This is a genomic window from Isoptericola sp. NPDC056134, assembly GCF_042264825.1.
In the GTDB taxonomy this organism is placed as follows: domain Bacteria; phylum Actinomycetota; class Actinomycetes; order Actinomycetales; family Cellulomonadaceae; genus Isoptericola; species Isoptericola nanjingensis.
On record NZ_JBHJVM010000010.1, the window covers coordinates 106,313 to 131,056 of the forward strand.

Annotated in this window: 17 protein-coding genes; 6 read left to right on the forward strand and 11 right to left on the reverse strand. The window is 75.3% G+C overall.

Going from position 1 to position 24,744, the window contains the following annotated elements; all coding sequences use genetic code 11:
* Positions 1-146 precede the first annotated feature (146 nt).
* Together ACFCZN_RS11925 and ACFCZN_RS11930 are read right to left on the reverse strand one after the other, a co-directional pair.
* Positions 147-1,478 (reverse strand): ABC transporter substrate-binding protein, encoded by a 1,332-nt coding sequence (locus tag ACFCZN_RS11925; RefSeq protein ID WP_429764579.1) that lies wholly within the window; start codon positions 1,476-1,478, stop codon positions 147-149.
* 211 nt (positions 1,479-1,689) lie between these two features.
* On the reverse strand, positions 1,690-2,211 hold the full coding sequence (locus ACFCZN_RS11930; protein WP_429764580.1) for a DUF2505 domain-containing protein: 522 nt from the start codon (positions 2,209-2,211) through the stop codon (positions 1,690-1,692).
* A 63-nt stretch (positions 2,212-2,274) separates the two neighbouring features.
* Between ACFCZN_RS11930 and ACFCZN_RS11935 the strand changes: the two genes are divergently transcribed.
* Positions 2,275-3,765, forward strand: coding sequence for a sensor histidine kinase (locus ACFCZN_RS11935; RefSeq protein WP_429764652.1), 1,491 nt, complete (start codon positions 2,275-2,277; stop codon positions 3,763-3,765).
* A gap of 104 nt (positions 3,766-3,869) precedes the next feature.
* Here ACFCZN_RS11935 and ACFCZN_RS11940 read toward each other — a convergent pair whose 3' ends face one another.
* The 6 genes from ACFCZN_RS11940 to ACFCZN_RS11965 form a co-directional block, all read right to left on the reverse strand.
* Positions 3,870-4,118 carry a WhiB family transcriptional regulator gene (locus tag ACFCZN_RS11940; RefSeq protein WP_166849954.1) on the reverse strand — a complete coding sequence of 83 codons (249 nt, stop codon included), beginning with the start codon at positions 4,116-4,118 and terminating at the stop codon, positions 3,870-3,872.
* A gap of 129 nt (positions 4,119-4,247) precedes the next feature.
* The gene (locus ACFCZN_RS11945; RefSeq protein ID WP_430556930.1) at positions 4,248-8,993 is read right to left on the reverse strand and encodes an FtsK/SpoIIIE domain-containing protein; all 4,746 of its coding nucleotides are present in this window, start codon (positions 8,991-8,993) and stop codon (positions 4,248-4,250) included.
* Between the two features lie 57 nt (positions 8,994-9,050).
* A complete protein-coding gene (locus ACFCZN_RS11950; protein ID WP_430556931.1) occupies positions 9,051-11,687 on the reverse strand; it encodes an ABC transporter permease in 2,637 nt (878 codons plus the stop codon).
* Positions 11,684-12,478 (reverse strand): ABC transporter ATP-binding protein, encoded by a 795-nt coding sequence (locus ACFCZN_RS11955; protein ID WP_429764583.1) that lies wholly within the window; start codon positions 12,476-12,478, stop codon positions 11,684-11,686. Before ACFCZN_RS11955 ends, ACFCZN_RS11950 begins: the two co-directional genes overlap by 4 nt.
* A gap of 249 nt (positions 12,479-12,727) precedes the next feature.
* Positions 12,728-13,447 (reverse strand): response regulator, encoded by a 720-nt coding sequence (locus ACFCZN_RS11960; RefSeq protein ID WP_430556932.1) that lies wholly within the window; start codon positions 13,445-13,447, stop codon positions 12,728-12,730.
* Positions 13,444-14,823, reverse strand: a complete 1,380-nt coding sequence (locus ACFCZN_RS11965) for a sensor histidine kinase (RefSeq protein ID WP_430556933.1) — start codon at positions 14,821-14,823, stop codon at positions 13,444-13,446. Before ACFCZN_RS11965 ends, ACFCZN_RS11960 begins: the two co-directional genes overlap by 4 nt.
* 233 nt (positions 14,824-15,056) lie before the next feature.
* Between ACFCZN_RS11965 and ACFCZN_RS11970 the strand changes: the two genes are divergently transcribed.
* The 4 genes from ACFCZN_RS11970 to purE are packed head-to-tail and all read left to right on the forward strand — an operon-like array spanning position 15,057 to position 18,923.
* On the forward strand, positions 15,057-15,740 hold the full coding sequence (locus ACFCZN_RS11970; RefSeq protein WP_430546746.1) for a response regulator transcription factor: 684 nt from the start codon (positions 15,057-15,059) through the stop codon (positions 15,738-15,740).
* Positions 15,741-15,764: 24 nt separating this feature from the next.
* The gene (locus tag ACFCZN_RS11975; RefSeq protein ID WP_430556934.1) at positions 15,765-17,108 is read left to right on the forward strand and encodes an ATP-binding protein; all 1,344 of its coding nucleotides are present in this window, start codon (positions 15,765-15,767) and stop codon (positions 17,106-17,108) included.
* Positions 17,109-17,133: 25 nt separating this feature from the next.
* Complete coding sequence (locus tag ACFCZN_RS11980; RefSeq protein ID WP_429764587.1) at positions 17,134-18,390, forward strand: 5-(carboxyamino)imidazole ribonucleotide synthase; 1,257 nt, start codon at positions 17,134-17,136, stop codon at positions 18,388-18,390.
* Positions 18,387-18,923 carry a 5-(carboxyamino)imidazole ribonucleotide mutase gene (gene purE / locus ACFCZN_RS11985; protein ID WP_430556935.1) on the forward strand — a complete coding sequence of 179 codons (537 nt, stop codon included), beginning with the start codon at positions 18,387-18,389 and terminating at the stop codon, positions 18,921-18,923. The genes ACFCZN_RS11980 and purE overlap by 4 nt, the downstream gene beginning before the upstream one ends.
* Before the next feature lie 27 nt (positions 18,924-18,950).
* Here purE and ACFCZN_RS11990 read toward each other — a convergent pair whose 3' ends face one another.
* The 3 genes from ACFCZN_RS11990 to ACFCZN_RS12000 all read right to left on the reverse strand — a co-directional run bounded on the left by ACFCZN_RS11990 (position 18,951) and on the right by ACFCZN_RS12000 (position 22,975).
* Positions 18,951-20,018: a TIGR00341 family protein gene (locus ACFCZN_RS11990; RefSeq protein ID WP_429764589.1), complete on the reverse strand. Its 1,068-nt coding sequence runs from the start codon at positions 20,016-20,018 to the stop codon at positions 18,951-18,953.
* 163 nt (positions 20,019-20,181) lie between these two features.
* Positions 20,182-21,570, reverse strand: a complete 1,389-nt coding sequence (locus tag ACFCZN_RS11995) for an LCP family protein (protein ID WP_429764590.1) — start codon at positions 21,568-21,570, stop codon at positions 20,182-20,184.
* Between the two features lie 13 nt (positions 21,571-21,583).
* Positions 21,584-22,975 carry an LCP family protein gene (locus ACFCZN_RS12000; RefSeq protein ID WP_430556936.1) on the reverse strand — a complete coding sequence of 464 codons (1,392 nt, stop codon included), beginning with the start codon at positions 22,973-22,975 and terminating at the stop codon, positions 21,584-21,586.
* Between the two features lie 137 nt (positions 22,976-23,112).
* On the opposite strand from ACFCZN_RS12000, the gene ACFCZN_RS12005 reads away from it, so the two are divergent.
* Positions 23,113-24,741 (forward strand): DUF2142 domain-containing protein, encoded by a 1,629-nt coding sequence (locus ACFCZN_RS12005; protein WP_430556937.1) that lies wholly within the window; start codon positions 23,113-23,115, stop codon positions 24,739-24,741.
* Positions 24,742-24,744 lie beyond the last annotated feature (3 nt).

A 24,744-nucleotide genomic window follows, 5' to 3' on the forward strand; every position in this document is an offset into this window, starting at 1 on the left:
GGTAGTAGTGGTCTGGTGGGGGAGTGCCGGCTCCCGTCTAGTTGTCGAGCTTAGTTGAGGGGGTATGCGCACGTTTTGTGTATTCTGGACGGGACGGGTGTCCCGACAGGCCCGACCAGCGCGGGGGTCAGTGACTGGTCAGAGGGTCACTGGATGACGGAGGCGGCCTCCTCGAGCGCCCCCTCCCAGCTCTTCTCCGGGTCGTCACCGTTGAGGTCCACACGGTTCAGAGCGTTCTGCACCGACTGGTGGATCCCGAAGTAGTTCTTGCCCTTGAACGGCGCGCTCGTGATCGCCTCGGCGCGGGCCGAGAAGACCTGACCGACCGGGGCGTCGTTGAAGAACGGGTTCGTGAACGACTGCACCTGCTCGGAGGACTGTGCGTCCACCTGCGAGGGGAACGTTCCCGCGTTCTCGAACGCGGTCGTCTGCTGCGCGGGGTCGGTCAGCCACGCCGCGAGCTCCTTGGCCGCCGCGGCGTTGTCGCCGGACGCCGGGACGGTGAGGAACGAGCCGCCCCAGTTGCCGCCGCCGCCGGGGAAGACGTCGGCGACGTCCCAGCCCTCGACGCCGCCGGAGCGCTCCTCGATCGGACCGGTCATCCAGGCCGGGCAGAGCATGGTGGCGAAGGCGTCCTTCTGGAAGCCTGCGTCCCAGTCGGGCTGCCACTGCTCCAGGCCGGCCGAGAGCTTGTCGTCGATCGAGGCGGTGAGCACCTGGTCGTACAGGTCCTTGACCGCGGTGTTGGTCTTGAGGTCCTTCGGCTCGCCCGTGGAGGGGTCCTCGTAGGCGTCCTCGAGCTGGTTGACCATGCCCTGGTAGGTGGGGACGGCCCCGTCGAACCAGGCGGCGTCCGACTTGGCGACGAACTGCTTGCCGACCTCGAAGTACTTGTCCCACGTCGCGTCGGCGCCGCCGAGCAGCTCGGCGACCTTCTCGCGGTCGGTCGGCAGGCCGGCCTTCTCGAAGAGGTCGGCGCGGTAGCAGATGGCCTCCGGGCCGATGTCGGTGCCGTAGCCGATGACCTTGCCGTCGGTCGTGGTGGCCTGCTGCACCTTCCAGTCCAGCCAGCGGCCGTCGAGCGCCGGGTCGGCCAGGTCCTCGAAGAGGTCGGGGTACTGCATGAGCTCGGGCAGCCAGTCGACCTCGATGGCCTCGATGTCGGCCAGGCCCTCGCCGCCGGCAGCGAGCTTCGTGGTGAGGTTGTTGCGTGCGTCCTCGGACTTCGCGGCCTTGACCTGCTTGACCGTGACGTTCGGGTGCGCCTCGGTGTAGCTGGCGAGGAGCTCGTCGCTGTAGCCGAAGTCGTTGAAGGTGGCGACCGTCAGCGTGATCTTCTCGTTGCTGTCGGCGGAGCCCTCGTCTGAGGGGTCGGAGCCGCCACCGCACGCGGTGAGGGCGAGGGCGAGGGTCGCGACGCCGGCGGACGCCGCGACGACGCGGCGGGTCCGGCGGGTGGGTCGAGTGCTGTTGAGCACGGTGACTCCCTTGTCTGGGTCGGGCCTACGAGTTGGAGGGTTGGTAGCGCTCCCACCTCCATGGTGGTAGCGCTCCCACAGCCAGGTCATGATGCTCGCCGTCGGTGGTGACGAAAGTCAAGCCCGTCGAGGGCGTCGATGCCGTTCTGTGACGGAAGCGGCCACGTCAGCGCAGGTCAGAAGCCTGCGCCGCGAGCGCGTGTCCGGATCGTTACCGGTCTTCACCCGGTGCGGCCTGCGCCGCGAGCCACTCCTGGCCGGCCGCGCCCTCGGCCTCGAGGGTCGAGCGGACCGCCCGGGCGGCGGCCTCGGCCACCGCGGCGCCGAACAGGGGCACCGTCGCGCGGACCTCGCCGTCGTACACCTGGCGCGTGCCGCCGTCCGTCGTCGGCTCGAGGCGGACCGTGCCGGTCACCCGCACGGGTGCCCCGGCGATCTCGACGGCGATGGTCCCGGTGCGCAGCCCTCCGGAGGGCGCCTCCCACACCTCCGCCTGGCGCACCTCCAGGTGGTCGCCGACGAACGGTCGCACCTGCGCGGGGATGAGGTCCGTGGGCAGGGTGCGTCGCACCGCGATGGTGAAGCCTTCGGCCGGGCTGCCGGTCACGTCCGTCTGCTCGACGCGGCCGCCCGGGCCGCGCAGGGCCCGCCAGCGGATGAACGCCTCGTCGGCGAGCATCGCGACGACGGCGTCCGCGTCCGCCGCGTAGGTCAGCTCCACGGTCAGGTGCACGAGGTCACCCTACCGAGGCGGGAGCGGAGCGGTAGCGCCCGTAGGCTGGTGGGCGTGTCCGCCATGAGTGACCTCATCGCCCAGAACGCCGACCTCTCCGAGGGAGACGCCGAGTGGCTGCACCTCCTCGTGGGCGACTGGCAGCTCGTGTCCGACCTCGCCTTCGCCGACCTGGTGCTGTGGCTCCCTACGTCCGACGGCGGCTTCGTCGCCCTCGCCCAGTGCCGCCCGTCCACCGGGGCGACGGTGCACTACGACGACATCGTGGGGTCGTTCGCCCCCGACGGGCAGCGCCCGCAGCTCGCGGCCGCCATGACGGAGGTGCGCGCGCAACGCTCTCGCGAGCCGCGCTGGTTCGGCGCCTACGCCGTCCGCGAGGAGGCGGTCCCGGTGGTGCACGAAGGGCGGCCGATCGCCGTCGTCGCCCGGCAGACCAACCTCGGGTCCGGGCGCACGCCCAGCCGGCTCGAGCTCAACTACGTGGAGTCGGCCGACGACATCCTCGCGATGATCGCGCGCGGCGAGTACCCGGCGACCAACGCCGCCACCGGCCCCCGCCGCGGCGCACCGCGCGTCGGCGACGGGCTGATCCGGCTCAACTCCGAGGGCGAGGTGCTCTACGCCAGCCCGAACGCGCTCTCGTGCTTCCACCGGCTCGGGGTCATCGGGCCGCTCGTCGGGCAGTCGCTGGTCGAGGTGACCGCCGACATCGTCCAGTACCAGGACACGGTGGACGAGTCGCTGCCGCTGGTCGTCATGGGCCGCGCGCCGTGGCGCACCGACATCGAGGCCAAGGGTGTCGCCCTGTCGCTGCGCGCCCTGCCGCTCACGGACCACGGGCAGCGCATCGGCGCTGTCCTGCTGTGCCGCGACGTGTCCGAGCTGCGCCGTCGTGAGCGCGAGCTCATGACCAAGGACGCGACCATCCGCGAGATCCACCACCGCGTGAAGAACAACCTCGCCACCGTGGCCGCGCTGCTGCGGCTGCAGGCCCGCCGGATGGACGTGCCCGAGGCCCGGGCAGCGCTGGAGGAGGCGATGCGCCGGGTCGCGACCATCTCGATGGTGCACGAGTCGCTCTCGCAGACCCTCGACGAGCACGTGGAGCTCGACGACATGCTGAGCCGCGCGCTGCGGCTGGCCGCCGACGTGGCGTCGACGCGCACGCAGGTGCGCACCCAGCAGACCGGGTCGTTCGGCATGGTCCCGGCGCAGGACGCCACGCCCCTCGCGCTGGTGCTCACCGAGCTGGTGACGAACGCTGTCGAGCACGGCTTCCCCGGGCGTGAGTCCGGCAACGTCGAGATCGACGTGCAGCGGGACGGGGCCTCGATGCGGGTGGTCGTCGCCGACGACGGCGTGGGGATGCCGGAGGGCATCGCGACGATGGGGCGCGCGTCGCGCAGCGGGCTGGGGTCCCAGATCGTGCAGACGCTCGTGACGAACGAGCTGGGCGGCACCATCGACTGGGAGGCGCGCGACGGCGGCGGCACACAGGTGGTGCTGGAGCTGGAGCTGCGCGACGGTCAGTCGGCAGCGCGCTCCGGGTACTGACGGGCGTCGCGCCCGGACACCGATACCGACACGGCCACACACGGGCACAGACGAAGGGACGGACCGCGTCGCGGTCCGCCCCTTGCTCGTCGTGCGGGGGTGCGTCAGCCGGCGCGGCGGGCGCGCGCGGTGCGGCGCTTGAGCGCGCGGCGCTCGTCCTCGCTCATGCCGCCCCAGACGCCGGCGTCCTGGCCGGACTCGATGGCCCACTTCAGGCACGTGTCGACGACGTCGCAGCGACGGCACACGGCCTTGGCCTCCTCGATCTGCAGGAGGGCGGGGCCGGTGTTGCCGATGGGGAAGAAGAGCTCAGGGTCCTCGTCGAGGCAGGCGGCCTTGTGGCGCCAGTCCATGTCATCTCCTCGGTGCAGGGGGACCTGGTCCGTCAGAGGGGCGCGCGTGCGGGCGCGCCAAACCGGGTCCGATGGGTGGGGGTTGATCTGCCGTCCAGCGTCACACCTCGTGAAGCGCCGCACAAGGGGTTACGTGAAAGTTTCTCCCGCATGAAGCGTGAGTGCTTCATCACACTGTCGTGAAACTGCAGGTCGCACGTATTCTGACGTGTCATGCGCGCTCCTGTCACCCCCTCGTCCGATGCCGACGGTGCTCCGGAGGGGCCCCGCCCGCCGGGCCTGAGGGTCGTCGCCGCGGGGGTCGGGATCGAGGCCGTCCTGCTCGTCGGGGCTGCCGTGATGATCGGGATCGAGGTCGTCCGCGGCGCCTCCAACAGCGTAGCCGTGAGCGTCTTCCTCGTGCTCTTCTTCCTCGGCCTCGCGTGGCTGCTCGTCGGGTCCTGCCGTGCCTTGTGGGCGGGGCGTCGCGGGGGCCGGGCGCCGATCGTCGTGTGGCAGATCATGCAGGGCCTCGTCGGTGTCAGCCTGCTGACCGCCGGGGCGGCCTGGGCGGTGCTCGCGGGCCTGGGCCTGCTGCTCGTCGCCGCGGCGGTGCTCGTCGCGGTGATGACGCGCCGGGTCGTCGAGGCGACGTCCGGCTGAGTCTGCGGCTGCCGGGTCCACGTCGTCCGGCCGGGCCACCTGCACGACCTGCACCCGCCCCGCCTGCACGAGCGCCCCGCGCCCCGCGCGCGCCGGTCCGGGGTCGACGGCGTCCGCGAGCGGTACGCCCAGCAGCTCGTCCGCCCCTCGCTCGCCCGGGTGCAGCACCACGCCCGTGCGGCGCGCGCGGAGCTCGGCGAGGGCGCCCCGGTGCGCCAGCGCCGTCGCCGTGGAGCTCGCCGCCGCCACGAGCACGAGGCCGGTCCCGTCGGTCAGCGCGGAGATCCGTTCCGCCTCCAGCGGGTGCTGCTGGGCGAGGACGTCGAGGTCGTCCACCACGAGCACGCCGGGACCCTGGCCCGTGACGGCGGGGAGGGCCGCGGGCCCGTCGCCCGGTGGTCCCGCCGTGCCGTCCGGTGGCCCGTCCGGCAGCCCGGCGAGCAGCCCGGCCAGGGCTGCCGGCGACGGTGCCACGGCCGGGACGTCGCCGGCGTCCTGACGCAGCGCGGCATCCCGCGAGACCACGCCGGCCAGTCGTCCTGCCGCCGCCAGCCGCCGGACGACGAGCCGCAGGACGGTGGTGCGGCCGCTGGCACGCGGTCCGGTGACGAGGGCGCCCCGGCCGACGTCGAGCGCGACCGGGCCGGCCGCGTCGCCCCCGACCCCGACGGGGACGAGCAGCGTGCCGACGTCGCGCGGGTCGGCGGCACGGTGCCGGGGACCGCGCCCCGGCGCCGTGGCCAGGTCGGTCTCCACGACCGTCGGGGGCAGCGGCCGGACCTTCACCGGCGCAGCGGCCCCCCGCCCGGCCGCGCGGCCGCCGGGACCGGCGTCGGGGACGCGCGGTTCGCCCGGCAGCAGGACCTGGCACAGGACCTGCTCGCGCGCGAGCCACGCGCCGCGACCTGCGGGCCCGCCACGACCGGCGAGCCCGGAAGGCGCGCCGAGGAGCACGTCGGCGTGTGCCTCGGGGCCGAGCAGCACCAACCGCGGCCCGGCCCGCGCGGCGAGCCCGCCGAGCGTCGCGCCGTCGGACGCGAGCGCGAACGCGACGCCGGGCGAGGCCAGCGCCCGCACGAGCGGGTCCCACGGGTCCGGTCCGGCGAGCGCGACGCGCAGCTCGTCGACGCCGTCGACCACGACGAGCGTCCGCGCCCGTGCCGGCCCCTCCGCGTCCGCCGCCAGCAGGCGCAGCAGCCGTGCCGCCCGCCGCGGCGCCGCGGGGCCGGCGAGGGTACCGAGGCCCGGGTGCCGCGCGAGGCGAGCGAACCGGGGGAGCGCGGTCGCAGGTGCCAGCACGTGCACGTGCCAGCCCGCGTCCAGCGCCGCCACCGCCGTCGTCAGGAGTGCCGTCGTCCTGCCGGAGCGTGCGCGGCCCACGACGCCGAGGTGCCCCGTGCCCGGGTCCCAGCGCACGACGGTCCGGCGCTGGCTGTCGGGATCGTCGCCCAGCGCGAGGGGGAGGCCCGCGGAGTCGTCGTCGGCCTCGGGGACGTCCCGGACCTGGACGCGCTCCGGCAGCGGGGGCAGCCACGGCGCGGCGCCGGGGCGGAGGCCTCGCGCGGCGGCAGCGTCGACGAGCGAGTCGACGAGCGAGTTCACGGGGCACGAGGCCGCGTCGGCTCCCGCGGAGCGCTGGCACGGTTCGGGCACCGACGGCGCCGCCATCGGCGGCGAACCCCAGGCCGGAGCGCGGCGCACCTGGTCCTCGGCCGTCGTGGGGAGCCCCGAGGCATGAGCGCACTGGAGCGCCACCGGTGGCTCGGACCCGCGGCGCAGGACGGCGCGCCCCGGCGTCCCCGGCACGATCCGGGCGGCCGCGGGCGTCTCGACCACGTCGAGCGAGTCCGCGGCGTCCACGACCCGGAGCGCGAGCCGCGCCGAGACGTTGGCCCGCACGTCGGCGCTCACTGCCCCCGCGGGACGCTGCGTCGCGAGCACCAGGTGCACGCCCAAAGAGCGCCCCTGCGCGGCCACGCGCAGCAGACCGGGCAGGAAGTCCGGCAGGTCGTCGGCGAGGGCCCGGAACTCGTCCACCACGACGACCAGCCGCGGCGGCTCGTCGGGCACCCCCGGCGGCAGGGCGGTGAGGTCCGCCGCCCCGTGCCGGGCGAGGACGTGCTCGCGCCGGCGCAGCTCCGCGCGGAGGCCGGACAGGGCGCGGCCCGCCAGCCCGGGGTCGAGGTCGGTCACCTGGCCGACGACGTGCGGCAGCCGGCCGCACGCGCCGAACGACGCGCCGCCCTTGAAGTCGACGAGCGCGAGCTCGAGGTCACGCGGGGACCGCCGCGCCGCGAGCCCCAGCACGAGCGACTGCAGCAGCTCGGACTTCCCCGCCCCCGTGGTGCCGGCCACCAGCAGGTGGGGCCCGTCCGCCACCAGGTCGAAGGTCACGGGCCGACCGCGGGCGTCCCGGCCGAGCGGCACCGCCCAGCCGGTGGTGGTGTCCCAGGCGGCGCCGGGGTCGGGTGCGTCGTCGAGCAGGTCGACCAGCGGGACGGCGGCGGGGAGCCGCGGGTCGGTCGGGTCGCCGTCGTCGCCGGGCCCGCCCGCCTCGTCGTGGCCGGTCGCCCGGTCCAGCGTGGTCAGCGACCGTCGCAGCCCCGCCAGGCCCGCGACGAGTCGCGCGACCCGCTCCGCCCAGGCCGTGTCGACGCCCACGAGCGGCCCGGTGGTGGCGGAGCCGTCCGGCGCCGCCCGCCGGACCCGGCCCGCGCGCACCCGCCACGTCGTGCGGCACCACGACGGCACGGGCGCGCCGTCGGGCAGGCACAGCAGCACGGCTCCGCCGCGCGCGAGCACGTCGTCGGGCCGAGCGGTGGCCGCGGCACGGTCTGTCGCGGCGGGCGTGTCGACGACGAGCAGCGGCGGGCCGGCGGTCGGCAGCCAGCGGCACCACGACCAGGCGTCGCGCGCGCCGACGACCTCCACGGACGCGCCGGCCGCGGCGAGCTCGGCGACCACCGACCGTGCGGCCGCGAGCACGTCCGCACGCGGTCCGACCACGGCGATCGCGCCGTCGGGCACCAGCTCGGCGACCGCACCCACCACCACCGCACCACCTCCCTGACCGGTTGCCCCGGGGGGCGCGGCCCGGGGCGACACTTCGGCGTGGTGACCGCCGGCGCGGGCCCGCGCCGCGGCCCGCGCGCACGCGGCGCCCCACGCTCCGTCGGACGCCTGGTGGGCCGCGACCAACCGGGCGAGCAGCGGGCCGGGTGCCTCGCCCACGACGCGGGGCGGGGCGTCCCCGGGCTCCGTCCCGTGGCCGGTCGCCGGGGCTCCGGCGGTGGGCGACGGGCCGGACCCGCCGCGCCGCCGCCGTCGTGCGGCGAGGAGCTGGGGTACCAGGGTCGCGACACCGAGCAGGGAGAACAGCGCGTACGCCGGCTGCCGCAGCACCGCGGCGAGGACCAGCGACCCCACGACGGGCAGCGCGGCGGTGGCGAGCATCCCCGCGCCGGGCCCGGACGGCGCCGCCGCGTCGGCGGCCTCCCCACGGCCGGGGGCGGCATCGAGCCAGGCCGCCACGGTCCCCGAGCGGTGCAGCGTCCACGAGCGCACGCCGCGCGGGCCCGTCACCTCGAGCACGCTGCCGGCGCGCCAGCGGCGCGGCAGGCGACTCACCACCCACGCACGCCGTCGAGCGGTGCCCGTCCCGCGGACGAGCCGCGCCGTCGGGCGTGGCGCCCGGGTGCTCGAGGACGCCCGGGTGCCTGTGCCGCGGCGCGAGAGCCGCACGGTGACACGGTCTGGCCGCCGCGGGTCCACGCGTACCACGAGGCCGCCCCGTGATGGCGGGCCCGTGTCGTGGTGCAGCGCCGTCGACCCGCCGGGCGCGAGGGCGACGGTCACCCCGGCGGCGGGGCCGTCGGCGCGGGCGGCGAGCCACGGCCCGTCGAGGACGGCCGGCGCCGGGCGGAAGGTGCCCGAGGCTGCGTGCGCGTTCCCGGCCCCGTCGTCGTGCACGGCGACGGCGGCCCCGGGCAGGAGCGGGCGGTGCCCGACGACGTCGTCGTCGGACACGAGGACGCCGTCGGCGCGCAGCGGGACGTGCCGCAGCTCGGGTCGGCGCAGGAGGTCGGCGAGCCCCGCCCGGCACGCGCCGAACGGCAGCCCCGCCGGCAGGAGCACGTCCTCCCCCGGACGCACGGTGACCCGGACGTCGCCCGTCCGCCCCCGGGCGGGGCCGGGCGCGGGGACGACGAGGGCGGGCACCGAGGAGGTCGACATGACCCCCAGGGTGCCCGCCCGGGACGGCCGTCGAGGACGGCCTGTGGACAACTCCCGCTACTCGCTCGCCAGCGCCTCCACGGGGGAGGTCTTCACAGCGGTGCGGGCGGGGGCGACGGACGCCACCAGCCCGGCCACGGCGGCGACGAGCAGCATCACGAGGACGTCGCGCCACGGGACCACGATGACCGGGGTGCCGGCCCAGCCGAGCGCCGCGGCGGCGCCGGCCCAGCCGTAGACGAGCCCGAGCAGCACGCCCAGGACGGCGCCCACCAGCGCGATGAGCAGGCCCTCCACCGCGAGCATCCCGCGCAGCTGGCCTTTCGACAGCCCGATCGCCCGCAGGGTGGCGGACTCCCGGCGCCGCTCGATGACCGACAGCGACAGCGTGTTCGCCACGCCGATCAGGGCGATCACGACCGCCGCCGCCAGCAGACCGATGACGATCCCCAGCGCGGTGTCGATCACCTGCTGGAAGCCGGCGCGCTCCACCGCCGCGCCCATGACGTCGGCGGGGGCCTCGGTGTCGGCGACCGCGTCCTGGATCGACGGCACCACGGAGGTGGCGTCGGACGGGTCGTCGAGCCCCACCCACAGGCTGGTCACCGGGGCGTCGGGGTCGAGGGAGGACAGGTCGTCCGGCACCACGATCATCCCGGTGTCCGCGAGGTCGGTGACCGCGGCCGTCACGTCGAGGGTGCCGTCCGGGCCGGTCAGGGTGAGTGCCTGGCCGTCGGTGATGTCCCAGTTCTCGGAGACCTCCTCCGGCACGACGACGGTGCCCGGCGCGAGCGGCTCGACCATCTCGGTGCTGCGCAGCACCGACGCCGCGGCGTCCGGGGACACGCCCCGGACGGTGACGGCGAGGCCCTCGTCCACGCCGTCGCCGGTGACCGTGGCGGCCGTGGCACGCGCCTCGACGACGCGGGAGACACCCGAGACGTCGCTGACGGTGCCGGCGAGCGCGGACGGGACGGGCGCCACGACGGCGTCCCCGGCGGCGACGCTCGTCGGGTCGCTCGACAGGTCGGTCGAGACGGTGACGTCCACCGGGTAGCGGGAGTCCAGCTCGGAGTCCATGGTCACCCGGGCGCTCGCGGCACCGGTCGACATCATGCCGACGAGCGTGACGCCGATGAGCAGCGCGGTGGACGTGGCGGCGGTGCGGCGCGGGTTGCGCAGGGTGTTCGCCGCCGCGAGGCGCGCCGTCGGGCCGGACATCCCCACCAGGCGCCCGGCGAGCGCCACCACGCGGGGCAGCCAGAACACCGAGCCGACCAGGACGCCGACGAACGACAGGGCCCCGCCCGCGACGGCGAGCAGGAGGCCCGTCGTGGGCTCCTGGCCGACGGTGCTCAGCGCGACGCCGCCGCCCAGCAGGGCGAAGCCGATCACGGAGACGAGGATCGAGAGCACCAGCCGGACGCGACCGGCACCACGGGCCGCGGACGGCGCGTCGGCGGGGCGCAGGGCCTCGAGCGGCGCGACGCGCGTCGCGGCCCGGGCGGGGGAGAGCGCCGCGACCAGCGTCACGAGGGTGCCCACCGCCAGCGGGATGAGGACGACGGCGGGGGTGATCGTGACCGTCGCCGGCAGCGGGACCCCCAGGTCCATGCCGCGCCCGATCGTGAGCGCGGCCTGCCCCAGCCCGACGCCGGCCACCAGGCCGACCGCGGAGGACAGCAGGCCCAGCACGGCCGCCTCGAACAGCACCGACCGGCGCAGCTGGCCCTTGTCCGCCCCGACGCAGCGCAGCAGGGCGAGCGTGCGGGTGCGCTGGGCGACCAGCACCTGGAAGGTGTTCGCGATGACGAGCGCGGCGACGAGCAGCGCGACGGCAGCGAAGACCAGCACGAACAGCGTGAACATGACGTTCTCGCCGCCGGTCATCTCGCTGGCGACGGCCTCGGCGTGCTCCTCGGGCGTCACGACCTTGAGGTCGGCGGTGTCGGCGCCCGACGCCGCGGCCCCGTTGGTGAGCGCGCCGGTGATCGCCGTGCGGGCCTGCTCGACGCCGGCGGGGTCGTCGAGGGTGACGAGCATGGTCGTGGGGGCGACCGGCTCCTCGCCGGGGGCCGCCAGGTCGTCCTCCCAGCCGGCGACGTCCGCCGCCGGGGCGACGGCCGCGCCGCCCTGCATCGAGTACGCGCCGTACGGGTCGGTGAGCGTGCCCGACACGGTGAGCTGCTCGCGGACCTCGGTCCAGGCGTCCTCCTCGGAGCTCTGGTCGCCCTCGAGGACGTTGCGCACGAGGGTGATCGTGTCGCCCGGGGCGGCGTCGAGGCGCTCCGCGACGTCGGTCGGCAGCGCGATCTCGCCCGACGCCTCGGGGAGGGAGCCGTCGGCGACCTCGAGCGGCAGCACGCTCGTGTCCGTGGGTTCGGCCAGCACGCCCTGGTAGATGGTGCGGCCGCCGGCCTCGAGCTGCTGGTACGTCATGAGCTGCGGGTCGGCCGTGGCCACGCCGTCGGTGCCGCGCACCGCGTCGAGGGCGGCGTCGTCGGCGGGGACGCCGCGGACCACGAGGTCGGCGCCCGTGAACTGTGCGGCGATCGAGTCGTAGGTGGTGCGGGTGATGACGTTGCCCGCGAGGAGGGTGATCGCGACGAACGCGGTGCCGATGACGATCGCCAGGCCGGCGGCGGCGAGCCGGCCGGCGCTGCGCCGCATCTGCGACAGGGTGAGGCGGATCATCGCGAGGCCACCGTCCGCAGCGCGTCGAGGCCGGCGAGGGCGGACTCCGGCGTCGGGTCGGTGATGTCGCCGGCGATCTTGCCGTCGGCGATGAGGACGACGCGGTCCGCGTAGGCGGCGGCCGCCGGGTCGTGGGTGACCATGATGATCGTGCGGCCGAGCTCGCGCACCGAGCGGCGCAGGAAGCTCAGCACCTCCGCGCCGGAGCGGGAGTCGAGGTTGCCGGTGGGCTCGTCCGCGAACACGACGTCGGGCTGGGCGATGAGGGCGCGCGCGATGGCGACGCGCTGCTGCTGGCCGCCGGACAGCTCGCTCGGGCGGTGCGTGAGGCGCTTGCTCAGGCCGAGGGTGTCGACGAGGGTGCCGAGCCACTGCTGGTCGACCGTGCCGCCCGCCAGCTCGACCGGCAGGGTGATGTTCTGCTCCGCCGTGAACATCGGCAGCAGGTTGAACTGCTGGAACACGAAGCCCACGCGGGTGCGGCGCAGCGCGGTGAGCGCCTTGTCGTTCAGGCCGGTCACCTCGGTGGAGCCGATGAAGGACTGTCCGCTCGTGGCCGAGTCCAGGCCGGCGAGGAGGTGCATGAGGGTCGACTTGCCGGAGCCCGACGGGCCCATGATCGCGGTGAAGCGGCCGGCCGTGAAGTCGACGTCGACGCCGTCCAGCGCGCGCACCTGCGCCTCGCCGCGGCCGTACGTCTTGGTCAGGGCGCGGGCCCGCACGGCCGGGGTGACGGTCGGTCGGGCGGCGGTGCCCTCGTCGGGGATCGGGACGTACACGGTCGTGTCCACGGAAGCTCTCCGGTGTCTCGGGATGGTGGCCCGGGAGCTCCGCAGAGCCTCGGACCAGGACATCACCGACGCTACGGAGCGCCCGCGCCGCCGACATCGGTCCGAGGGTGGGTCCTGGCGTGCTCCCAGGTCATCCCCCGGTATGACACCGACCCTGACCCGCACCCTGAACCGCCCCTGACCTGCACCCTCGCCGAGTTGTCGGATCCGCGCCGGGATACGCACCGACCTGGCTCCGACAGGTCGGGGTCAGGAGCCGGGGCGGACCAGGCCGGTCTCGTAGGCGGTCACGACGGCCTGGACGCGGTCGCGGGCGTCGAGCTTGGCGAGGATGCGCCCGACGTGGGTCTTCACGGTGGCCTCGGCGACGAACAGGTCGGCCGCGATCTCGGTGTTGGACCGGCCGCGGGCCATGAGCACCAGCACCTCGCGCTCCCGGTCGGTGAGGCCGGCGAGCGCGTCGCGCTGGGGTGCCGCCTGGTCCGCGGGCAGCGCGGTGACCAGGTGCTCCAGCAGGCGGCGGGTGGACGACGGCGCGATGACGGCGTCCCCGGCGTGCACGGTGCGGATGGCGGCGAGCATCTCCTCGGGCGGCGCGTCCTTGAGCAGGAACCCCGAGGCCCCGGACCGGATGGCCTCGAGGACGTACTCGTCCAGGTCGAACGTGGTGAGCACGATGACGCGCGGCGCGTCGGGCGCGGCGGTGAGGCGCGCGGTGGCGGTGAGCCCGTCCAGGTGCGGCATGCGCACGTCCATGAGCACGACGTCGACGCGGTGGTCGGCGAGCAGCCGCAGCGCCTGCGCGCCGTCCCCGGCCTCGAGCGCCACCTCCAGGTCCGGCTGGGAGTCGATCACCATGCGGAAGCCCGCGCGCACGAGCTGCTGGTCGTCGATGAGCGCGACGCGCACGACGCCGCTCCCGGCGGGTCCGGGGGCGGGCGGCGCGACGTCGTCGGCGGGCGGGGTCATGCGTCCTCCTGGGCGGTGGTCGCCGACGGGGTCGTCGGCGCGGGCGGGGCGGTCACGGGCGCTCCGGGCAGCGGCAGCTCGAGGTGCACGCGGAACCCGCCGGCTCGGCGGGGACCGGTCTCGAGCGTGCCGCCGTACAGGTTGGCCCGCTCGCGCATCCCGCGCAGCCCGAACCCGGGGTCGTCCGCGGCGGCGGCGGCGCCCCGGCCGTCGTCGAGCACCTCGAGCTCGACGGTCGACGGCGTCCAGCGCACCGCGACGGTCACGGCCGGGTCGGGGCCGGCGTGCTTGCGCACGTTGGTCAGCGACTCCTGGCACACGCGGTACAGCGTGAGGCCCATGCCGGCGGGCAGGGTGCGGGGCTCGCCGACGCGCACCAGCGACACGCGCTGGCCCCCGTCCCGCGCCTGCGCGACGAGGTCCTCGATCTCCTCGACGCCGGGCTGCGGCGCGGGGCGCGCCTGGCGGGGCTCGTCGGCGACGCCGGTCGCCGGTCGCGGGGCGCCGCCCGGCCCGGCGGCGAGCGCGGGCGGCGACGTCGAGCGGGGCGCCGCCTCGACGCGAACCGCGTCCTCGTCGTCCTGCGAGCGCAGCACGCCGAGCAGGCGCCGCATGTCGGTGAGCGCGGTGCGCCCGGTCTCGCTGATGGTGCCCAGCGCGCGCACGGCGGCCTCGGGGTCGGACGCCGCGGCGTACCGGCCGCCGTCGGCCTGCGCGACGACGATGGACAGGGAGTGCGCCACGATGTCGTGCATCTCGCGGGCGATGCGGGCGCGCTCGGCGGCGGCGCTGATCCGGGCCTGCTGGTCGCGCTCGATCTCGAGGCGGTGCGCGCGGTCGCGCAGGGCGTCCATGGTGACGCGGCGGGACCGTCGCACGAGGGCGAAGGCCCAGACGGCGAGGCCGGCGACCAGGCAGAAGATCCCGACCGGGAGCATCTCGGCGACGCCGGAGGCGCTGAGCCCGCCCAGCGTGAAGACGGAGACCGCGAGGGGCAGGACGACGACGCTTCCCACGGCCGTGGAGCAGATCGCCGTGACGTGCGCCCAGGTCGGGCCGTAGACGGTCACCGAGAAGAGCGAGACGAGCACGAGCAGGTCCCCCGGCATGATCATGGGGTAGCCCGCGAGCATGTGGGAGAGCGCGATCGCGAAGACCGCCACGGCGGAGGGCACGGGCCGGGTGCGACGCCACGGGAGCGGCGCCAGGAGGGCCACGGTCCACACGGTGGACTCCGTGCGGGACAGGTTCGGGTCGGACGCGTACAGGTCGGTGGCCGAGGTCAGCATGAGCGCGGCGAGCAGCACGGTCGTCGTCAGGTCGACGCCGAAGCGGTGCGCCTCGAACCAGCGCCCCATCCTCTCGATCCAGCTCATGTCCGCCAGGGTAGGTGGGAGGGGGGAGCCGGTGCGTCCGCCCGGGGGCGGACGGCCGGAGCGAGGCATCGTCCCGCAGGGGGACAGGACCGACCGCACGACGACGACCCCGGCGGCTGCCGTCGTCGCGGACGGTGACCTGCCGGCGCGTCATCTCCATGTCACACCGGACTGGCGCCGACGCGGCGTGGGGAGGGGTCCAGGACCAGCGACGTTGCCGCTAGCATGAGGGAATGACCCACGTACTGCTGGCCGAGGACGACCCGGCTATTGCCGAGCCTTTGGCGCGGGCTCTCACGCGTGAGGGTTACGACGTCATCGTGCAAGGAACTGGTCAAGGAGCCGTCGACAACGCTGGGAGCGCGGACATCGTCGTCCTCGACCTGGGCCTTCCTGACATGGACGGCCTGGACGTGGCACGGGAGATCCGCGGCTCCGGGCTGACCGTGCCGGTGCTGGTGCTCACGGCGCGCGCGGACGAGGTGGACCTGGTCGTCGGGCTCGACGCGGGCGCCGACGACTACGTGACGAAGCCGTTCCGCCTCGCGGAGCTGCTCGCCCGCGTCCGGGCGCTGCTGCGCCGCACGCACGGCGAGACGGGGGAGGACGAGGAGCTGCGCGCGCAGGACGTGCGCGTCGACGTCTCCGCGCACCGTGCGTTCCAGGGCGACCGCGAGCTGCACCTGACCACCAAGGAGTTCGACCTGCTCAAGGTGCTGGTCGCGAACGCCGGGTCGGTCGTGGTGCGCGACACCCTCATGCGCGACGTCTGGGGCTCCGACCCGGTCGGCTCCACCAAGACGCTCGACATGCACGTGTCGTGGCTGCGCCGCAAGCTCGGCGACGACGCCAACGCCCCGCGCTACGTCTCCACCGTGCGAGGGCTCGGGTTCCGCTTCGAGCTCGGCGCGAGCTGACGCCGACGGGACAGGGCTGACCTCGTGCGTCGCCGCGTCCTGCTGGCGACCATCTCCGCGGTCGCCGTCGCCGTGCTCCTGCTCGGCGTCCCGCTCGGCATCTTCGGTGCCCGGTACGTCCTGGCCACCGAGGAGCAGCGCGTCACCAACCGGGTGGACACGCTCGCGCGCAGCGTGGACAACAGCCTCGACCGGGACGACGTCGTCGAGGAGTCGACGGTGCAGCGTGCGGCCGAGGGCAGCGAGGGCGACCTGCCGGCGTACGTCGTCGTCACGCTGCCGGACGGCACCCAGCTGACGGCGGGCGAGCCGGTCTCCCCGCCGACGATCGACAAGGCGAAGCTCACCGACAAGAACGTCGGCGTGTCGATGACGGTGTCGGCCATCGGCGCCTACGTGAAGTCCGCGCAGACGGTGGTGCTGGTCATCATCGCGGGCATCGTCGCGATCGCGGCAGGCATCGCCGTGGCGGTGTGGCAGGCGAACCGGCTGTCCGCGCCCCTGGTCTACCTCGCGGCGTCCGCGGAGCAGCTGGGGTCGGGCCAGGTGCGCCCGCGCCTCGAGCCGTCGGGCGTCGAGGAGATCGACCTCGTCGCGGCGGAGCTGGCGCGGTCCGCCGACCGGCTCGCCGGACGCCTCGCGGCGGAACGGCAGTTCACCCAGGACGCGTCGCACCAGCTGCGCACGCCGCTGACGGCGCTGACGATGCGGCTCGAGGAGATCACGCTCGCCTCCGACGACCCCGAGGTCGTCGAGGAGGCCCGCATCTCGCTCGAGCAGGTGGAGCGGCTGGTGACCGTCGTGGACGACCTGCTCGCGGCGTCGCGGCGGTCGCAGGGCGGCACGACGGAGGCCGTGGTGCTGGCGGACGTCGTGCACCAGCAGGAGGAGGAGTGGGCGCCGACGTTCGAGCGGGCCGGTCGCCGGCTCGTCATCGAGGTCCCCGACGGCATGCAGGTGCTCGCGACGCCGGGAGCCCTGGCGCAGATCATCGCGACCCTGCTGGAGAACTCGCTCAAGTACGGCGACGGGACGACGACGGTGCGGTCTCGCCCGTCGGGCACGACCGGCGCGGTCGCGATCGAGGTCGCCGACGAGGGGGAGGGCGTGGCCGACGACGTCGCGACCCGCATCTTCGAGCGCGGCACGACGACGGGCGGCAGCACGGGCCTCGGCCTCGCCCTGGCGCGCGACCTGGCCGCCGCCGACGGCGGGCGGCTCGACCTGGTGCAGCGCCGGCCCCCGGTCTTCGCGCTCTTCCTCGCGGGCGTGCCGCGCACGCTCGACCCGCACCTGGTGCTGCCGCCGGGCACGACGATCTCGTCGCGCGGCCGCCGGCGGGGCTGGCTGCACCACCAGGGCGGCTGACCCCCCGGCGGGGCCGGTATCCTCGATGCCCGTGACCGGACCCACTGCCTCCGCCCCTGTCGTCGCCGTCGTCGGAGGAGGTCAGCTCGCCCGCATGATGGCCCCCGCAGCCGCCGAGCTGGGCGTGGGCCTGCGGGTGCTGGTCGAGGACCCGGCGTCGTCGGCCGCGCAGGTCGTCACCGACGCTCCGGTCGGCGTGGCGAGCGACGACGCCGCGATCCGTGCGCTCATCACCCCCGACGACGGTCGCGCCCCGGCCGCGGTGCTCACGTTCGAGCACGAGCACGTGCCCAACGCGCTGCTGCAGGACCTCATCGACCACGGCACGCCCGTGCGCCCCGGCCCGGACGCGCTGGTGCAGGCGCAGGACAAGATCGTCATGCGGCGTCGCCTCACCGAGCTGGGCCTGCCGTGCCCGCGCTGGGCCGCGCTGCCGACCGACCCGGCCGCCGCGCGCGACGCGCTCGCCGCGTTCCTCGCCGAGGAGGCCGGGCACGAGGCCGTGGTGAAGACGTCCCGCGGCGGCTACGACGGCAAGGGCGTGCGCGTCGTGTCGTCGCCGGACGACGTCGCGGACTGGCTGCAGGCCGCGGCCGACGGTGCCCCGCCCCTGCTGGTGGAGCGGAAGGTGCCGTTCGTGCGCGAGCTCGCGGCGCTGGTCGCCCGGCGTCCGTCCGGCGAGGTGCGGACCTGGCCCGTCGTCGAGTCGATCCAGCGCGACGGCGTCTGCGCGGAGGTCGTCGCGCCCGCGCCCGACCTCGACCCGGCCGTGGACGCCGAGGCGCGCCGGATCGCCGTCGCGGTGGCGGAGGGGCTCGGCGTCACGGGCGTGCTCGCCGTCGAGCTGTTCGAGACCCGGGAGGCCGACGGCACCGCCACGGTGTGGGTCAACGAGCTCGCGATGCGCCCCCACAACTCCGGCCACTGGACCATCGACGGCGCGGTGACGAGCCAGTTCGAGCAGCACCTGCGCGCGGTGCTCGACCTGCCGCTCGGCGACACCGCCGCCCGCGCGCCCTGGACGGTGATGGCCAACGTGCTCGGGTCGAGCCTCGACGCCCTCACCGACGCGCTGCCCGACGTGCTCGCACAGTTCCCCGAGGCCCGCGTCAACCTGTACGGCAAGGGCATCCGCCCGGGCCGCAAGCTCGGGCACGTCAACGTCAGCGGCACCGACCTCGACGAGGTCCGCCGTCGCGCCCTCGACGCCGCCGCGCTGCTGCGCGGCGAGACCGTCACCGCCGCCGTCCCGAGCACCCCCACCACCAAGGAGCACGCATGAGCACGCCCGCCGTCGGCATCGTCATGGGGTCGGACTCGGACTGGCCGGTCATGGAGGCCGCCGCCGACGCGCTGGCCGAGCTGGGCGTCGAGGTCGAGGTCGACGTCGTCTCGGCGCACCGCATGCCGACCGAGATGATCGACTACGGCCGCACGGCGTCCGAGCGGGGGCTGCGCGCGATCGTCGCGGGCGCCGGCGGCGCCGCGCACCTGCCGGGCATGCTCGCCTCGGTGACGCCGCTCCCGGTGATCGGGGTGCCCGTGCCGCTGCGGTATCTCGACGGCATGGACTCGCTGCTGTCGATCGTCCAGATGCCCGCCGGCGTGCCGGTCGCGACCGTCTCGATCGGCGGCGCGCGCAACGCGGGCCTGCTCGCCGCGCGCATCCTCGCCGCAGGGACCGACGCCGGGTCGCTCGCGCTGCGCGAGCGGATGGTCGCGTTCCAGGCCGAGCTCGCCGACGTCGCCCGGGCCAAGGGGGACTCGCTGCGGGCCGCCCGCGAGGGCGCGCGCCGCACGGGCTTCTCGGCCTGACGGCGCGGGTCGGCCGGGGAGCGGTCCTCAGCCCTCCACGCGCTCGCCCACCGTGTGCACGACGGTGACGGTCGGGTCCCACGGCACGAGGTCGTCGACGGCGGACTGCAGCTCTGCGACGTCGGGCACGTCGCCCGGCCCGCGGACCTCGACCACCAGGTCGGTCCCCTGCCAGGAGACGTCCTCGACGTCGGCGTCCGGGGTGTCCGCGAGCCAGGCCTCGGCAGCGGCACGGACCTGCCCGGCCCAGACCTCGGCCAGCACCGACTGGGCGGTGTTGGCGATCATCGGCACCGCCACCACGAGCACCGCGACGGCGCCCACCAGGACGGCGCGGCGCGGGCGACGCCGGCCGCCGGCGTCCTGCCGCACCTGTGCGGCGTCCGCGGCGTAGCCGGCGCCGGAGAACACGACCGTGGACGCCACGACGAGCGCGACCACGTTGGACCCGAAGAGCAGGAGCGCGCCCGCGGCGAGGGCCGGCTCGCCGGCGCCGAGGCACACCCCGACCACGCCGAGCGGCGGCACCAGCGAGATGGCGATCGCGATGCCGGGCAGCACGTCGCCGAGGTCGCGACGCGCGAGGGCGATGGCCCCCGCGAAACCGGTGGCGAACGCCGCGACGAGGTCGCCCACGCCGGGAGACGTGCGCCCCGTGACCTGCGAGTTGGTGACGACGTCCGACGTCTGCGGCAGCACGAGCGCCACCAGCCAGCCGAGGGCGACGACGAGCACCACGCCCCCGACGACGTACAGCGCGGAACGGCCTACGAGCCCGCCCCGCCCGGTGACGATCCCGAGCCCGACGCCGAGGATCGGCGTGGACAGCGGCGCGATGATCATCGCCCCGATGACGGTGGCGGTGGAGTCGGTGACGACGCCGGAGATCGCGATGATCCCGGACAGCACGAGCATCGCCCAGAACGCGGACCGTTTGGCCCGCACGTCCCCCGACGACAGGTCGAGGCGGTCGGACAGCTCGCCCAGGTCGCGGCGCTGCGCGGGGGGCACCACGACGCCGAGGAACCGCGCGCGGGACGTCTCCCGCGCGGCGGACGTCGCCGGAGCGGTGTCAGGGGTCGGGGTCGCGGACATGGCGCCTCCGGGCTGGCTCGTGCCCGGCGCGCGGCCGGGCAGCCCGGGCACGGTGCACCGCGGCGAGGAAAGTATGCCCCGCGCCGCGGCCTCCGGGAGGGCGCGCGAGAACGACCTCGGCGAACTCGGGGACTACCTCGGCGAGCTCGGGACTACCGCGGGATCAGCCGGGCATGCCCCCGACGGTGCTGCCGGCCTCCAGCTCGCCGTCGCGGACGTCGGCCCAGAACTGGTCGACCTTGTCCTCGTCGAGCAGCACGGTCGAGCCGACGCCGGTGCCCGGGTCGTACCCCGGGTTGGCGATCGGCGGGGTGCCGGTGACGCCCTCGGGGCCGGTGGCGGCCTTGAAGGCCAGGCCGAGGCGGCCGAGGTCGACGATGCCCGTCTTCTCGTCCACGGTGAGGGCGTCGGTGCCGGCGTTGACGAGCTGCACCTGGTTGACCGGGTTGAGCAGCACGCTGGGCTTGACGACCTTCGCGGCGACGGCGGCGATGACCTGCTGCTGCCGCTCGGCCCGGCCGATGTCGCCCTTCGGGTCGGAGTAGCGCATGCGCGAGAACGCGAGCGCGGTCTCGCCGTCGGCCATGTGGCAGCCGGCCTCCCACGTCAGCTCGCTCTTCGGGTCGTCGACGTCGTGGTCGTAGCAGAGCTCGACGCCGCCGACGGCGTCGACGATCTCCTCGACGCTGCCGAACCCGACCTCGACGTAGTGGTCGATCGTCAGGCCCGTGAGCCCCTCGACCGTCTCGACGAGCAGCGGGGCGCCGCCGAAGGAGTACGCCGCGTTGATCTTGTTCGGGTCGTGGCCCGGGATCTCCGTGTACGTGTCGCGGGGGATCGAGATGAGGGAGGCCGGCCCGCTCCGCGGCTTCTGCAGCACCATGATCGTGTCGGTGCGGGCACCCTCGGTGCCGTCGTCGGCGACGCTGCCCGTGCCGCGCGCGTCGGAGCCGGCGAGCAGGTACGTGGTGCCGGGCGTGCCCTTGGCGTCGGACAGGGCGTCGACGTGCTGGATCTTGCCGTTCGCCCAGACGACCAGGCCGATCGGCCACGCCAGGAGCAGCACCAGGAGCAGCACGAGGACGAGGCCCGCGACGCGGCCCTTGCGCACGCGGAACCCGCCGCCCCCGGCGGTCGCCGCCGCGGCGCCCCCGCCGCTGCCGGGCGGGGGAGTGCGCCGCGCCTGGCCCTGGGCAGACGCGGGCATCACGCGCGTGCCCGAGCCCTCCCGGGCCTGCGGAGCGCGCGACTGGGGCGCACGGGAGGCCGGGGCCGACGCCGAGGAGCCGCGCGGCGCGTACGACCGGGGCTTCTGCTGGGCGCTGCCACGACGCTCGGGCGGTGTCGTCGGGATCTCGCGCGACGACTGGCGCCGCACGCGCGGCTCGACCGGGGCGGCGTCGTCGCGCCGGCCCACGCGGCCGCCCGTCGGCGGTGCGGACGGGCGGTTCCCGCCGCCCACGGGGATGGCGTCGCCGGAGCCGCTGGGCCGGTCGGACCGGCCGCCGGACGGCGTGAAGCTCGGCGGGATGCGCTGGTCGTCGTTGCTCATGGTTCCCCCGCGCTCATCCGCACACCGACGTCACGTCGGCGCCCGTGAACGCCTCCTCGCCGGCGTCGCGGGTCCGCTTCGGCTCGGGGTCCTTCTCGCCCTTGCCGGAGCCGTCCTCGGCGTCCCCCGTCGTACCCGGGTCGTCGTCCGCCACCGGGGTGGCGTCGACGTCGTCGGTGCCCTCGGCGGCCTGCGTGCCCGTGCCGCCGTCGTCCTTCGCGCCGTCCTTCGTCGCGCCGTCCTTCGTCGCGCCGTCCTTGTCGCCGTCCTTGGCGTCGTCGGACTCGGTCTCGATCGCGTCGCTCAGCGGGCGGTCGTGCTTGAGGTTGTCCCAGACCTCGTCCGCCTCGTCGGTGAGCAGGACGTTCGCCGCGTTGTTCGGGTCGTACATGTACGGCGCGGTCATGAACGCGATGGTGTCAGGGCGGACGTTGCGCGCGCTGTACGCGAGCCCGGCGAGTCCCTGGATGGACGCGAAGTTGCTGCTCATCGTCATGGAACCGGTCACGGCGCCGAGGAACTTCAGCGACTTGGTCGGGTCGGCGAGCGTGCCGGCGCTCATCACCTGACGGGCGACGGCGGCCAGCAGCTCCTGCTGGCGGCCGATGCGGCCGAGGTCCGACCCGTCGCCCAGCCCCTCGCCCGTGCGCGCCCGGGCGTACTTGAGCGCGGTGTCGCCGTCGAGCTCCTGCATGCCGGCGGAGAGCACGAGGTGATCGGCCTTCGGGGCGTCGATGTCGTTCGGGATGCACAGCTCGACGCCGCCGAGCGCGTCGACCATCTTCTCGAAGCCGGCGAAGTCGACGACGACGAAGCCGTCCATCTGCACGTCGGTGATGGTCTCGATGGTCTTCTGCGCGCACAGCGCGCCCGACTCCACGTCGCCGCCCGTCAGGACGCCCTGGGCGAAGGCCCCGTTGAACTTCGAGCGGGACACGGGCGAGGTCTGCCCGCCGGAGGAGGTCGGGCACGACGGGATGTCGATCGTCGTGTCCCGGGGGATCGACAGCATCTCCACGCGGGACCGGTCGGACGAGATGTGCATGATCATCGTCGTGTCGGAGCGGGCGCCCTGGGTGCCGTCGCCCACGATGTCGGCGTTGTCGCCGCCGCGGCTGTCGGAGCCCATGAGCACGATGTTCAGCGGCATGTCCGCGTTGGGGTCCTCCGGCATGACCTTCTCGGGCCGGTCCGCCCCGAGCAGCTTGTCGGAGTCGACGGCGGTGATGTTGCCGGTGAGCTTCACCGCCGCGGTCGCGCCGCCGACGGCGACGAACGCCAGGACCGCGGTCAGCCCCATCCCCAGGGTGCGCGCGACCGTGTGCCGGCGCAGGGCGCGGGCGTGCGAGGGCCCCGTGGTCGTGCCGGGGCGCGAGGCGACGTGGCGTGGGGTGGTGCGGGTCACGGGAAGCGAGCATAGAGGGTCGGTGTCACGCCGCTGCGGTGCCCGAGGACCGGGACGGTAGAGGAAATGTGTGGGTCGAACGTCGGCGCTGGTCCGCAGCCCGTCGTCGAACGGGATCCTGGGGGAGACTGGTGGTCGTGACGGACACGACGCCGCACGCGCGCCCGGCTCCCGCGGCGACCGGCACCCCTGATCCCCGCACGCGCACCGCGCGGCCCCCCGCCGGACGGCGCTACCGGCGTGCCGTCGCCGCGCTCACGCTGGTCGTCGCGGCGTGGACGGTGGTGTGGGCCGCAGTCACGCCCCTGTTCCGGTCGCCCGACGAGCAGAACCACGTCAACAGCGTGCTGCGGATCGCGTACGGCGGCGGCTGGCCGCCGCCCGGCGACGCCTACTTCTCCCCGGCGATCGCGGAAGCGGTCGACGAGGCCGGGTACCCCGCCGACCTGCCCGGCAGGTGGCAGCACCGCGAGGACGCCCGCCAGTTCGTCGACGTCGTGCCCGTGCCGCGCGAGGACCGCACCCGCCTCGACGCCGGCAACGCGCTGGGCGACGCGTCGTCGGGCACCGAGGTGGACCAGATGACGCAGCACCCGCCGCTCTACTACGCCCTGGGTGCGGGCGTGCTGCACGCGACGGGGCTCACCGACGCCCGCTGGGACCAGGTCACGCTGGCGCTGCGGTTCCTGGACGCGCTGCTGCTCGCGCTCGTCGTACCCCTCGCCGCCGAGTCGGCACGCCGGGCCACGGGGTCGCCGTCCGCGGGCCTGGTCGCCGGGGCGTTCCCCCTCCTCCTGCCGCAGCTCGGGCACGTCATGGGGGCCGTGAACAACGACGCCCTCGTCGTCCTGGCGTGCGCCGCCGCGACGTACCTCGCCGTACGGGTGGTCACGGGGGACCTGCGGTGGCGCGTGGCCGTGGCGATCGGCGTCGTGCTCGGCCTCGGCCTGCTCACCAAGGTCATGCTGGCGTTCGCGGTGCCCATGGTGGTCGCGGCGTACGCGCTCGCGCGCGGGCGCCGCTGGCCCGGCCGGCTCGGCCTCCTCGCCGTCGCCGGGGGCGTGACGCTCGCCGTCGGCGGGTGGTGGTGGGTGCGCAACGTGATCACCCTCGGCGCCGTGCAGCCCGTCGGCCGGCCCCGCGAGCTGACCATCCTCGCGACCGTGCCCGACGCCGACGTGCCGTCGATCATCGCGGGCCGGCTCGCGCAGTCGTTCTTCGGGAACCTGTCGTGGCTCGAGGTGCACCTCGCGGGGGCATGGATCGTCTGGGGGACGGTGGCGCTCATGGCCGCGTCGCTCGTGGCGCTCGTCCTGCCCGGCGCGCGCCGGACCGCCGTCGTCGTGCTGCTCACCCCCGCCGCGCTCGCGGCGGGCGTCGCGTACAACGCCTGGGACTTCCACGCCGAGACCGGCCGCCTGGTCGCGATCCAGGGGCGGTACGTCTTCGGCGGCGTGGTCGCGCTCGCGACGGCGGTGGCGATCGCGGCCTGGCAGCTCGCGCGGCGCTCGGACCGGCGCCTCGCCCGCGGCGTGCCGGTCGTCGTGACGCTCGCGCTCGCCGCCGCCGTCGGCGGCCTGCTGTGGGCGTTCGACGCGTTCTACCGGGGGCCCGGCGAGACCTTCGGCGACGCCGTGGACCGGTGGCTGGCCTGGAGCCCGCTGCCCGAGCCCGCGCTCGTCGCCCTGCTGGCCGTCGCGGGCGCCGTGCTGCTCGGGGGCCTGGTCGTCGGGCTCCTGTGGCCCCGTAGACTCGCGGCGTCGTAGATC